Origin of the sequence: Bradyrhizobium paxllaeri, assembly GCF_001693515.2 — a bacterium.
Taxonomy (GTDB): Bacteria; Pseudomonadota; Alphaproteobacteria; order Rhizobiales; family Xanthobacteraceae; genus Bradyrhizobium; species Bradyrhizobium paxllaeri.
Genome location: NZ_CP042968.1, coordinates 2,830,564 through 2,841,463 on the forward strand (window position 1 = coordinate 2,830,564; position 10,900 = coordinate 2,841,463).

The 10,900-nt window shown below is 60.5% G+C and carries 11 protein-coding genes and 1 riboswitch; of the genes, 8 read left to right on the forward strand and 3 right to left on the reverse strand.

Going from position 1 to position 10,900, the window contains the following annotated elements; translation table 11 throughout:
- The first annotated feature begins 290 nt into the window (after positions 1-290).
- The 5 genes from LMTR21_RS13285 (at position 291) to LMTR21_RS13305 (ending at position 5,208) form a co-directional block, all read left to right on the forward strand.
- Positions 291-1,667, forward strand: a complete 1,377-nt coding sequence (locus LMTR21_RS13285; protein ID WP_065750016.1) for a pilus assembly protein TadG-related protein — start codon at positions 291-293, stop codon at positions 1,665-1,667.
- Positions 1,616-2,083, forward strand: a complete 468-nt coding sequence (locus LMTR21_RS13290) for a TadE family protein (RefSeq protein WP_246175450.1) — start codon at positions 1,616-1,618, stop codon at positions 2,081-2,083. Before LMTR21_RS13285 ends, LMTR21_RS13290 begins: the two co-directional genes overlap by 52 nt.
- Before the next feature lie 470 nt (positions 2,084-2,553).
- Positions 2,554-4,176, forward strand: coding sequence for a type II and III secretion system protein family protein (locus LMTR21_RS13295; RefSeq protein WP_065750018.1), 1,623 nt, complete (start codon positions 2,554-2,556; stop codon positions 4,174-4,176).
- A 14-nt stretch (positions 4,177-4,190) separates the two neighbouring features.
- Positions 4,191-4,589 carry a hypothetical protein gene (locus tag LMTR21_RS13300; RefSeq protein WP_065750019.1) on the forward strand — a complete coding sequence of 133 codons (399 nt, stop codon included), beginning with the start codon at positions 4,191-4,193 and terminating at the stop codon, positions 4,587-4,589.
- An 82-nt stretch (positions 4,590-4,671) separates the two neighbouring features.
- The gene (locus tag LMTR21_RS13305) at positions 4,672-5,208 is read left to right on the forward strand and encodes a tetratricopeptide repeat protein (protein ID WP_065750020.1); all 537 of its coding nucleotides are present in this window, start codon (positions 4,672-4,674) and stop codon (positions 5,206-5,208) included.
- A gap of 33 nt (positions 5,209-5,241) precedes the next feature.
- Here the strand turns inward: LMTR21_RS13305 and LMTR21_RS13310 are convergent, their stop codons facing one another.
- The 3 genes from LMTR21_RS13310 to LMTR21_RS13320 all read right to left on the reverse strand — a co-directional run bounded on the left by LMTR21_RS13310 (position 5,242) and on the right by LMTR21_RS13320 (position 8,370).
- Positions 5,242-6,180 carry a hypothetical protein gene (locus LMTR21_RS13310; protein ID WP_141688024.1) on the reverse strand — a complete coding sequence of 313 codons (939 nt, stop codon included), beginning with the start codon at positions 6,178-6,180 and terminating at the stop codon, positions 5,242-5,244.
- 157 nt (positions 6,181-6,337) lie between these two features.
- Complete coding sequence (bluB, locus tag LMTR21_RS13315) at positions 6,338-7,042, reverse strand: 5,6-dimethylbenzimidazole synthase (protein WP_084030341.1); 705 nt, start codon at positions 7,040-7,042, stop codon at positions 6,338-6,340.
- Positions 7,042-8,370, reverse strand: a complete 1,329-nt coding sequence (locus LMTR21_RS13320) for a cobyrinic acid a,c-diamide synthase CobB (protein WP_065750021.1) — start codon at positions 8,368-8,370, stop codon at positions 7,042-7,044. The genes bluB and LMTR21_RS13320 overlap by 1 nt, the downstream gene beginning before the upstream one ends.
- A gap of 225 nt (positions 8,371-8,595) precedes the next feature.
- Positions 8,596-8,786: riboswitch (cobalamin riboswitch) on the forward strand.
- Positions 8,787-8,896: 110 nt separating this feature from the next.
- On the opposite strand from LMTR21_RS13320, the gene LMTR21_RS13325 reads away from it, so the two are divergent.
- Genes LMTR21_RS13325 through cobW form a run of 3 tightly spaced genes read left to right on the forward strand, consistent with a single transcriptional unit; the run spans position 8,897 to position 10,897 of the window.
- Positions 8,897-9,349 (forward strand): DUF1636 domain-containing protein, encoded by a 453-nt coding sequence (locus tag LMTR21_RS13325; RefSeq protein WP_065750360.1) that lies wholly within the window; start codon positions 8,897-8,899, stop codon positions 9,347-9,349.
- On the forward strand, positions 9,346-9,864 hold the full coding sequence (gene cobU / locus LMTR21_RS13330; protein WP_065750022.1) for a bifunctional adenosylcobinamide kinase/adenosylcobinamide-phosphate guanylyltransferase: 519 nt from the start codon (positions 9,346-9,348) through the stop codon (positions 9,862-9,864). The genes LMTR21_RS13325 and cobU overlap by 4 nt, the downstream gene beginning before the upstream one ends.
- 19 nt (positions 9,865-9,883) lie before the next feature.
- A complete protein-coding gene (gene cobW, locus LMTR21_RS13335; RefSeq protein ID WP_065750023.1) occupies positions 9,884-10,897 on the forward strand; it encodes a cobalamin biosynthesis protein CobW in 1,014 nt (337 codons plus the stop codon).
- Positions 10,898-10,900: the final 3 nt, after the last annotated feature.

Here is a 10,900-nt window from a genome sequence, read left to right on the forward strand (position 1 = left end):
CTGCGTTCCTTCGGGCAATATGTACAGTATTATAATCCGCTCGGCCCTGACGGCACGGTGACCTGGAGGCCAGGACTACAGACAACAGTCGCTGGTCATACGATCGGCAGCATCCAGGTTATATGCGGAGACGCAGGCGCTACCTGCTCGCCAGGCAATATTTCTTCTCCCAAGTACATTACATTTTCGACGACCATCACTTTGACGCCGATTGTGTTGACGGGTGTGCTGTGCCCCAACAGTTGTACGTACACGTTGCCTTACTCTGAACGCTTCCAGTAGGTGTTTCCATGCGTAAGCTGCTCCGTTCCCGACGAGGCTCGGCCGCATTCGCAACAGTCATCGCCCTCGTTCCGCTCATCGGCGCGGTCGCACTCGGGGCCGAGGCCGGATCGTGGTACGTCACCAAGCAGCACGCGCAAAACGCCGCCGACTCGGCCGCCTACTCGGGCGCCTTGCGGCTGGCATGCACGATCGCTGGCGCGGCCTGCGAGGCACAATCGGTGGATTATCGTGGCAAGGAATTCGCGGCACAGAATGCGTTCTGCAACTCCGGCGACACCGCCTATCCGGGCACCAATTGTGCGCCGAGCCTTCCGAGCGGAATCTCGCGGGCCGTGCAGATCGATATCGGCGATTACAGTGCGGGCACGTTCTCAACGCCGGCTGCGGGCACCGGCAACGCCGTTCGCGCCAGGACCAGCCAGCAACAGCCTGCCTACTTGGCGGCAGTGCTGGGTTTAACCACCGTCAACATTCCCGCCCAAGCCATTGCTCTGGTCAAGCTGCCGAGCAAGGTGTGTGCCTTGGCACTTGGACCTGATCCGAACGCAGGGAACGGGGCGCTTAAAATTGCTGGTAACACCAGCAGCAACGGAACGGGTTGCCCGATCATGTCGGATGCGAGTGTCCAGTTTGCCAGCACTCCCTCTTTCAGCGGTTCAGGATGGGCTGTCTTGGGTGCAACTGGCTGTAGTCCAAACAGCACCTGCGCCAGTCCCGGCGTAACGCACAACTACTTTATGCCTCCTGCGCTGGACCCACTTCAGGGGCTGCAGAGTGCGTCGTTCAACACGAGGACCGGCGATACCTCAGCCAATAGTACAAAGGTGACGTGCCCCGCCGTCAACCCCGTCACTAGACTACCATATCCCAACGGCAGCAAGTGTTATAACCTCCCGCCCAACGACAGCAGCGGCGCGTATACTGGGAACTTTAACTGGGGCACCCAGGACTATGTAACGTTTACTGGGTCAGGAACCTATTTTTTCTATAATGCATCAATAAATATGACGGGCGCAACCGTCACGGGAACAGCTGTAAACATTGTGTTGCTCGGAAATTCGAGCCTCACGATCAATGGCGGGACGGTCACTCTCTCCGCTCTTACCAGCAACCCGACATACCCTGCGCTGAGTGGGGTTCTGATTGACGATCAAACAACCGCTAGTGTCAACATTGGCGGCAACGGCGTGATTAAGCTTGCGGGCGCGATGTACTTTCCCAAAGCAGATGTGTCGTTTGGTGGGAACACTCAACCTGCCAATACGACCTGCTCGACTGTGATCGCCAAGACACTCAACCTCAGCGGTGGCTCGTACCTGAGCACGGATGGATGTGCTTCGACCACCGTCGCTTACACCCAAGTCGTCGCTTTGGTGCAATGATGAGAAAGCTCGACAATCGCGGTGTCGCGGCCTTCGAATTCATCCTTGTCTTCGTGTCGCTTTTCACATTGATCTTCGCCATCTTCGATCTCGGACGCTACGCCATCACGATGCAGTCCTTGCGGAAGCTCGCGAGTGCCGGCGCGCGGGCGGTCATGATCAACTGCTACACGCCTGCCTTGCTCCAGAGCCCGCCTCAGTCGCCGTCCGGCTGCACCGGCGATCCCATGCCCACTACCGACAAGCAAAACGCGGCGCCGTTCCTGTACTTCGGCGGTCTCACGCCGACGCTGAACGTGGCGTCCAGCGGCAACAATTTGACGGTTACAGCTTCTCAAGCCGGCTTCGCGATGCTGATGCCGATATGGGGCACAGCACTCAATGCGCCGAGCGCTTCCACAACCATCCCCTTCTAATCGGCATCGTTCTGGAGTGCGTGCGGTAAGCGTTGGCGGAGTTTGGCACGACTGTCTGGAACGATGTGCCCGCATCGGTCGGGGAACCTTTGGCAAGGCTAGCTGTCGAGAGCAGAGAGGTAGGGAGTTAGGGGAACCGCAATGCACGCAAGCGGGCATAGCAGTGGTGCCTTGGCAACATTCAAAAGTTTTCTCCGTTGTTGCACAGGCCGATAGAGGTCTCTCCTTGCCAACGATGCAGATGAGGGGATGATGATTTTAGTGCCGCATTCGCGGCGAAGACTTGGCCTCTGTGAGGCGGCGCTGAGTTTGTGGCGTGAGGCCGGTGTGCACAAGGACAAGGAATTCGGGCGTAACGATTTATATTGGAACAGCTTGTAAGCTCTACGACCTGGTGTGCCGGGAGAGTTTTGGGACGCCGATGCCGTAAATTTACGGGAACGGAAGTGGATTGCGGCGAGGGGGATCGAATGAGGGGCGGTCGCGTTTTTGGTGGCGCGCGAGGGAGGCTTTTCGCCTCGAGCGCAATAGTTCTTGGCGCTGCGCTTGCCTTGTTTGATTCCGCTGACCAGGCGGGGGCTGCAGAGCGGCGGAGTTCCGGCGGCGGCGTCTTCGTCAGCGAAATGAGCGACGTCCAGCGCGTCAAGGTCACCGTCAACAAGTCGCGCACCTTCAGGGTCGATACGCCTTTTTCAACGATTGTCGCGGGCTCGCCCGACATCGTCGACGTGAAGTCCTTGAGCGATCACCTGATCTACATTCAGGGCAAGCAGACCGGCACCACCAACGTCATCCTGTTCGATTCGTCGATGAGGCAGATTGGCATCCTCGATGTCGAGGTCGCGATCGATACCGGAAATCTTCAGCAGAACATCCGGACCAGCACCGGCATGCGGGGAATTCGCGTCTCGGCCTCCGAGGGGCAGGTGGTGCTAAGTGGAACCGCGACCGACGCGGTTACGGCGGAGCGAGCGATGGCGATCGCCACCAGCACCGTTGCGAAAGGGGGCGTCGTCGTCAACGCGATGAGCGTCGCGGCGCCGCAACAGGTGATGCTGGAGGTGCGGTTTCTCGAGGTCAATCGCGAGGCGGGCCGCGACCTCGGCATGAACCTTTATGCGGGCAATGCGAGTGGCTCGAACCTCGCAAATTCCGGTCTCGGCAGTAGAAGTACCGTCAATGGCGCAATAGTCCCCGGCAGTGGTCGCGTACCACAACCAAATGTGGGGCCACCTGCAGGGACCTTACCCTTGCTTGGAACCGTAGGTACGCTGGCCAGTGGAGCTGTGCCGTTTGGTAACCTACTCACCAGCGTACTGAGAACGAGCAGCGGCGCCTCGGTCGACCTGCTGGTGTCTGCACTGGAAACCAAGGGCCTCTTGCGCCGGTTGGCGGAGCCCAACTTAATGGCGCTATCGGGCGATGCCGCGCGCTTCCTGGCCGGCGGTGAATTTCCAGTGCCAGTCGCCTCCACGGCGATCGCGGGCGCATTGCCGACTGTTACTATCGAATTCAAGAAGTTCGGTGTCGAATTGGCCTTCGTGCCCACCGTTCTCTCTCGCGGCGTGATCAACCTTCGGGTTGAGCCAACGGTCAGCGAACTTGATTTCCAGAATGCTGTGACGATCGCGGGAACGACCATCCCGGCACTATCGCGGCGTGATGCACGCACCACGGTCGAGTTGCGCGACGGCCAGAGTTTTGCCATCGCCGGCTTGCTGCAGACCCGCAACCGGCAGGATGTTTCTCAACTGCCCTGGATTGGCTCGGTGCCGGTGCTCGGAACGCTGTTCCGCAGCTCGTCTTACCAGCAGCAGGAAACGGACCTCGTCATTATCGTGACGCCGCGACTGGTCGCGCCGGCGGCCCCCGGCCAGGCACTGGCGTCGCCGCTCGACTCGCGGCTGCCGGCCAACGATGTCGACTTCTTCCTCAATGGCCAGATGGAAGTGCGCAAGCGCTACAACGACTACGTCAATTCAGGTGGCGAGGTTAAGGGACCTTATGGTCACATCATCGCGCCCGAGGTCACCGCGACGATTCCGGTACCGGCCCCCGTTGCAAACCAGCCGGTCGTGAAGACGCTCAACTGAGGAGGAAGCGAGAGATGACCATCAGGTATCTGGCTCTGTTCGCGCCCATCCTGCTCGGGGGATGTTACGGACTGTACGGTCATGACGAAGTGGACCGCTACTTCCAGCGTTCCGACACCGTCACGATGACAGCCGGCGATGCCAAGCAGGTCAACGCCGTCACCCATACTATCCATCCGTGGCCGCGAAATGTCGGCGATCGCAGGATCGCGTACGACGCCCGGCGCGTGGGCGCCGCCGTGACACGCTATGGCAACACGAAACAGCCGGTGGATCAGCTTCCCGACATTGGCGATGCGACGAAACAAATGGGCGTGCGGACTGCCCCAACCCAGAACGTCAACATAGAAGGATTGGGGGCTGGATCGACTGCTGGCGTATCAGTGCCGGTTGGTGGCGCGGCGAATAGGTAACTGGTTTTGGTAAGTAAAGTTAGCGGTGATTTTTTACGAACGGTGCAGTGAGTCTGCTGGGCCGCGCGGGGGACGAAGGTTTATGCGGCGTCTGATTTTAGTGCTGGCCTGCTGCTGGTCGGGGATAGTCCTTGGCGGGTGTGACTACACGGTCAGGGAGGCCGCGATCGTGGCGCCCGTGGATCCGCCAGGCGGAGACCCCGTACAGGAGCCGACCGACGTCAAATATTATCCTTCGGATGAGCCGGTGCGACTGGGGCTGGAGCATTTCAACCGCGGCAGCTACGGAATCGCCAATCGCTATTTCAGGGATGCTGTCGAGAAATCGCCGAAGGACGTGACGGCCTGGATTGGGCTCGCGGCGAGCTATGATCGGATACGTCGCTTTGATCTCGCCGATCAGGCGTATGCGCAAGCGATCCGGCTGGGCGGCGAAACCGTTCAAGTCCTCAATGATCAGGGATATTCGTACATGCTGCGCGGTAATCTGAATGCGGCGCGGCGAAAGTTCGAGAAGGCTTATTCGCTCGATCCGACCAACCCGGTGATTGCCAATAACCTTGAGCTTCTCAACGGCAGCCGGCGATTCATTGAAAGGCCGCCGAATAATCAGCCATAGACCTTGCCGGTCACTTTTAAGAATTTAGACGATCTAGTAGGGCGGCAACACCGCGTCGGCCTTTTGACTGTCTCGCTTAACGATGATGATCGCCCCGTTTCGGATGGCGAATCGTGCGCCGACCAATTTGGGCACCTTCTCCGTTAGCGATGACGGCAGCGGGATTGTCCCTCCCGTAACGGGATCGCCGACGTTAACGGCTGCTGCCGCCGGGCCCGTAAACGGCGCCGGCTTGATGTATTCACGGATCAACTGAACTTCTTCGCGCGAAAACGCGAGCGACGGCTGCTGGGACAGATTTTGCGCCAGGGCCTTGCTCTTTTCGGCGGCAGCCTTGATCTCCGCCTCCCTGGTTTTCTCTGCCAGATCAAATCTCGCCAGCCGTTCCCTTGAGGAAAGCAGTTCCTTTTGGAGCGAGGCAATTTCAGTTTTCAGGGATTTGATTTGAGTGAATGCCACCACCGCGCCGGCGCAGATTACAATGACGAGCAGGGTCAGGAGCGCAAAGGCTCCGACGCCAATTCCCGCAGTTCTGCGCGGAGCCGTTGTATTCGGTGCATCCCGCACCAGATGACCGCGCCAGATGCCGCTCAGCCGCTCGAGCCTTGCGGCGATTGCCTTGAGGAGGCGGCGTGGAGCGTCTCGCGTGGGCGGTTGCAACCCGAAGCGAGCACTCCGCGTCAGGAAAGCAGGCGCATCCGCGGCGCGATCGGGAATGCAAGGCGCGTTACCGGCTTCCAGCGTGCTCAATAGCGAGCGGCCGGCATCAGTGATCTGTAGTTCGTGACTTTCCAGGATCACCAGACCGGACTGAACGATGTCGATATCGCCAAGTGGTGAGAACTCTTCCGTCGCCTGGGCCTGATCTTCGTTCGCGACAAGGACTGCAACCTCGCGCGTGACTTCCTCAAGTGTCGCACGCCCGTCGGGGCGTTGAGCCAGCACCGTCAGGATCGCCAACTTGAAGTGCATGCTAGCCCTCGCCATCCGCGAAACGGCTGAGTCCGGCCTCCGGCGGCGTTCAGCAATCTCGCCGTCGTGGAATCGAGCATATCATGCAACGTCAAGATTCGCGATTGCCGACGCATTTTGCCGCAGTTGGAGCAGACTGCGGCAGGCATTTACCCCTTCATCGCGTAATGACAGTCCGTCCCGCGGCTGTGCGATCCTGCCAGCCATGCCTGACGAGTTCTGGATCGATGTGTTCTTCTTCCGGCCACCCGACACACAGATAGGCCATGAATTTCCAGTCCTCGGGAACTTGCAAGGCTTTTGCAACATGCGCCGGGTCAAGGATTGAAACCCAGCCGACTCCAAGCCCAACAGACCGGGCCGCAAGCCAGAACGTCGCGAGCATTGCAGCGACCGAATATTCGAGCGTCAGCGGCATGGTGCGGCGCCCGAGATTAGCCCCTTGATCCGTGCTCTGATCGCAAAACACGGCAAACTGCACGGGCGCGACCTGCAGCCCTTCCAGTTTAAGCCGTGCGTAAGCGATTGCATGGTCCGCTTCATAAGAGGCAAGCGCCTCCGCGTTGCAACGCGCGAAGTCCTCCCGGATTTTGTCTCTTGCGTCTTTGCTTTCGACGTTCACCCATCTCCAGGGTTGGCTGTTGCCGACAGAGGGAGCAAGTTGCATGAGGTCCAGCAAGGCATCGATCGTCTCTGCCTTGACCGTGTCAGCGCGGAAGCGTCTCACGTCACGGCGCCACGCGACAAGCTGCGCAAATTGCGCCTGAAATAGTTCATCGAAAACCGGCGGAATCGACGTCGAAAGGTTTGCACCGGCGAGTGGCTCGCGGCTTGCTGTGCTTTGCTGGTCAGGGTGGGGCATCAGGATTCCGCGATGATGTGAAAGAAGCTGCCGGTCACCTGGCCACGGCGGCTTCCCGTGGGCGCGAAATCGCTGCCGTAAGCGTCGGCGACAAAGGCGAACGGCTCGTCCGCGCCATGAGCAGTGACCTCAGCATAATGGAATTCATGTCCCTTCAGCTTCGTTCCCGCGGGCCCGAGACACCCGGAGGCTGCAAGGCGCGCTTCCCTGTAGCCGAGATGCATTTTCGGTTTGGACAAGCTCGTTTGAACGCCGAGAAGTCCCGCCATTGGATAGGTTGTTCCCGCCGCGTCGGTCAGGGTTTCGCCCAGGATCATGTAGCCGCCGCATTCGCCGTGAACGGGCTTGGTGGCCGCGAAGTGTCGCAGCCCCTCAAGAAAACGGCTCGCCGATGCAATTTGCGCGGCGTGAAGCTCCGGATATCCCCCCGGCAGCCAGCAAATATCGCAGTCAGCTGGCGGAAGCTCATCAGCGAGCGGCGAGAATGTTTGTATTTCCGCGCCGCTGTTACGCCATCCATCCAGGATGTGACGATATGTAAAAGAAAACGCCTCGTCGTGAGCGATCGCGATGCGCTGTCCCGGCGGCTGCAGCGCTGCCGCGTATGTGCCGGTCTGCGAGGGAAGAAATTCTTCCGCGCATCCGAAGAGCTCGTCCATCTGCACGTGTTGGGCCACGAACTCCGCCATCGCGTCCAGTTTGCTTTCCAGCTCCGGAGTTTCGCCGGCCTGTACCAATCCCAAATGGCGCTCCGGCAACGCCATGCCGTCGGATTTTGGCAGGCTGCCCAGGATGGGAATCGCAAGTCTGGAAATTCCATCACTTACCAGGCGAAGATGCCTTTCACTGGCAACGCGGTTCAGAACGATGCCCGCGATCTTCACCCGTTCATCAAAGGTCATAAACCCCTTTGCGATTGCGCCCGCAGATTGCGATTGCGCGCTGACATCGAGCACGAGCACCACGGGAAGGTCGAGCGCAGCAGCCACATCCGCGGATGAGCCGCTTCGACCGGGTTGAACGGGAACGCCATCGAACAAGCCCATGGACGCTTCACAGATCAGCAGATCGCTGTCCTTCGCAGCTTCGGTTGCAAGCTGTGCGATAAGGCCAGGTTTCATCGCCCAGCTATCGAGACTGACGCCAGGCTGGCCGCAAGCTGCACCATGAAAGGCCGCGTCGATATAGTCCGGTCCGCATTTTGCGCCGGCCACGCGAACTCCACGTCTTCGGAAAGCCCGGAGAAGTCCGATCGTCAAAGTAGTCTTGCCGCTGCCGGATCGAGGAGCAGCTATCATGAGACCGCGCGGAGGAGGGGCAGCTATCATTCTACGCGCCGATCACCGAGCGCCGCTTGCGACGGACGAATATGCCTGCGATCGCGGCGGCTTCGCCCTGCGGTCGATCCGTGCGCAAGGCACATCCGCAAGTATTTGATTATACTTTGGAAAGTTTCGGCGGCGGCGTTGGACATCAGGTTCTTTCTTGTCAATGCGGTACCTGACGCAACTCTGCGGACGGGTCAACCGCCGTTGACCGGAGCATCTTCGGCGGTTAGCGTCATCGGCGATGGTCCTTCCGCCAGGAAGGTGAAAAGGGAAGCCGGTGCGAGAAACCTCAACGCCGGCGCTGCCCCCGCAACTGTAAGCGACGAGCCCGCGCCGGTGCCACTGGGAAATCCCGGGAAGGCGGCTACGGGCAGTGACTCGCGAGCCAGGAGACCTGCCATCACGAACTGTGCTTTGGAGGCGTCTGGGCGGGGTGCACCGGACGGGAGCGAGCCCGATGGCGCCGTTTGCCGTCGCGCGCGACCCAACAAAGCTCGCGGCCGCAAGGCCATGATACGAGCAGATGATGGATCGCGACAGCGCTACTCAACCCGCTGGTCAAGCCTTGATCGAACAGCCGCAGGCCAACCTGCCTGACGGGCCCGTCGTCGTGAGTGTTTGCATCACCTGCAAGACTGCGGATGGCGGTGCTGTGGTCGGCCCGGAGATGTACGCCGCGGTGCAAGCCGCGATCGGGAAGGACGACGCCAACGTTGCCGTCCGCGCGGTGCAATGCCTCAGCGTTTGCAAGCGCCCGGCGACGGTAGCGGTCACGAGTCCCGACGGATACACATTCCTGTTTGGCGATCTGCAGACCGAAAGCGGCACGGCGGCGCTGGTATCTTTCGTGCAATCCTACCAAAAAGCCGATTTCGGTCTGGTCCCCTGGCGGGAACGCGCCGAGGTGCTGCGAAAGGGCATGGTGGCACGGGTGCCTCCCATCCGTTGGTCACCGGACGACGGACGCGCACCGAAATGACGGGTCTGGCTACTACCTTGGTGCTGGGTGGCGCCCGCTCCGGCAAATCCGCGTTTGCCGAATCGCTCGTAAGCGCCAGCACGCTGGCGAAGGTCTATGTCGCGACGGCTACCGCCGGCGACGAGGAGATGAAGAGCCGGATTGCGTTGCATCGCGCCCGCCGCGGCGAGGGCTGGATCACCATTGAAGAGCCGCTGGCGCTGGTCGACGCGTTGATGCGCGAGGCGACGCGCAATCGCGTCGTGCTGGTAGACTGTCTCACTCTGTGGCTGTCAAACCTGATGTTCGCCGGGCGCGATCTAGAGGTCGAAGCCCGCCGTTTGACGCAATTTCTCGACGTCGCAAAGCATCCCGTCATTTTTGTCTCGAACGAAGTCGGTCTTGGGCTGGTGCCGGAAACGCCGCTCGGCCGGGCGTTTCGCGATGCGCAGGGGCGACTGAACCAGGCCGTCGCCGCAGCCGTTCCGCAAGTTGTGTTCATGGCAGCCGGACTTCCGCTCTGGCTCAAGCGCTAATCTCAAGGAGAGTGAAAATATGTTGCGTGTTCCGGTTACCGTGCTGACTGGGTTTCTTGGCGCTGGTAAGACCACCTTGCTGCGCTCGCTGCTGACCCAGGCGGATGGACGCCGCATCGCCGTCGTCGTCAATGAATTCGGTGACGCTGGTTTCGACGGCGGCCTCGTGGAAGAATGCGCAGCGAACGCCTGCGCGCCGGGTGACGTCATCGAACTTACCAATGGCTGCATCTGCTGCACGGTGGCGGATGACTTCATTCCGACAATGGAACTGCTGTTGGGGCGCGACAAGCCGCTCGATGCCATTGTCATCGAGACTTCAGGCCTGGCGTTGCCGCAACCCCTGCTGAAGGCATTCGCATGGCCGGCGGTGAAAACGCGCGCCACGGTTGACGGTGTCGTTACCGTCGTCGATGCGCTGGCGCTTTCGGAAGGTTGGGTTACGCTCGATGAGGACGCGGTCGCAGACCAGCGTGCCGCGGACGACTCGATCGATCATGACGACCCGATCGAGGAGGTGTTTGAAGATCAACTGGCCTGTGCCGACCTTGTCGTGCTCTCGAAGAGCGACCTGGTGTCATCCGTGGCGCTTGCCGATATTGAAACACGGTTGAAGGCTGCGCTCCGCCCGGGAGTCAATATCGTGCGTTCGACGGGCACATTGGCGCCCGCGGTGTTGATCGGAATGAACGCCGGCGCCGAGGAAGACATGGCGGCCCGCGCCGGTCATCACGGCGAGGAAGAAGAACACGATCACGACGATTTCGACAGCATCGTCGTCAAGCCGTCGATCGCGCTCAGCGTCGACGAGATGCGGGCTCGGATCAGCGACGCGCTCGGTCTCGAGGGTGTGTTGCGCGTCAAGGGCCATGCGCGGGTCTCGGACAAGGTCGCGCCCGTGGTGGTGCAGGCGGTCGGGAGCCGCGTCGATCTGGTGTTCGGCCGGCCGGACGCGAAGCAAGCCGAGCGGCTCGTCGTGATCGGGCTCAAGGGATTTGACGGGACCGCCGTACGGCGGGCGTTGGTGGAGTAGTTC

Excerpts from the sequence above, each read along its gene's own strand:
- LMTR21_RS13285 (WP_065750016.1), top strand. The coding sequence starts at position 291 with ATGCGTAAGCTGCTCCGTTCCCGACGAGGCTCGGCCGCATTCGCAACA.
- LMTR21_RS13290 (WP_246175450.1), top strand. The coding sequence starts at position 1,616 with ATGTGCTTCGACCACCGTCGCTTACACCCAAGTCGTCGCTTTGGTGCA.
- LMTR21_RS13295 (WP_065750018.1), top strand. The coding sequence starts at position 2,554 with ATGAGGGGCGGTCGCGTTTTTGGTGGCGCGCGAGGGAGGCTTTTCGCC.
- LMTR21_RS13300 (WP_065750019.1), top strand. The coding sequence starts at position 4,191 with ATGACCATCAGGTATCTGGCTCTGTTCGCGCCCATCCTGCTCGGGGGA.
- LMTR21_RS13305 (WP_065750020.1), top strand. The coding sequence starts at position 4,672 with ATGCGGCGTCTGATTTTAGTGCTGGCCTGCTGCTGGTCGGGGATAGTC.
- LMTR21_RS13310 (WP_141688024.1), bottom strand. The coding sequence starts at position 6,180 with ATGCACTTCAAGTTGGCGATCCTGACGGTGCTGGCTCAACGCCCCGAC.
- bluB (WP_084030341.1), bottom strand. The coding sequence starts at position 7,042 with ATGCCCCACCCTGACCAGCAAAGCACAGCAAGCCGCGAGCCACTCGCC.
- LMTR21_RS13320 (WP_065750021.1), bottom strand. The coding sequence starts at position 8,370 with ATGATAGCTGCCCCTCCTCCGCGCGGTCTCATGATAGCTGCTCCTCGA.
- LMTR21_RS13325 (WP_065750360.1), top strand. The coding sequence starts at position 8,897 with ATGGATCGCGACAGCGCTACTCAACCCGCTGGTCAAGCCTTGATCGAA.
- cobU (WP_065750022.1), top strand. The coding sequence starts at position 9,346 with ATGACGGGTCTGGCTACTACCTTGGTGCTGGGTGGCGCCCGCTCCGGC.
- cobW (WP_065750023.1), top strand. The coding sequence starts at position 9,884 with ATGTTGCGTGTTCCGGTTACCGTGCTGACTGGGTTTCTTGGCGCTGGT.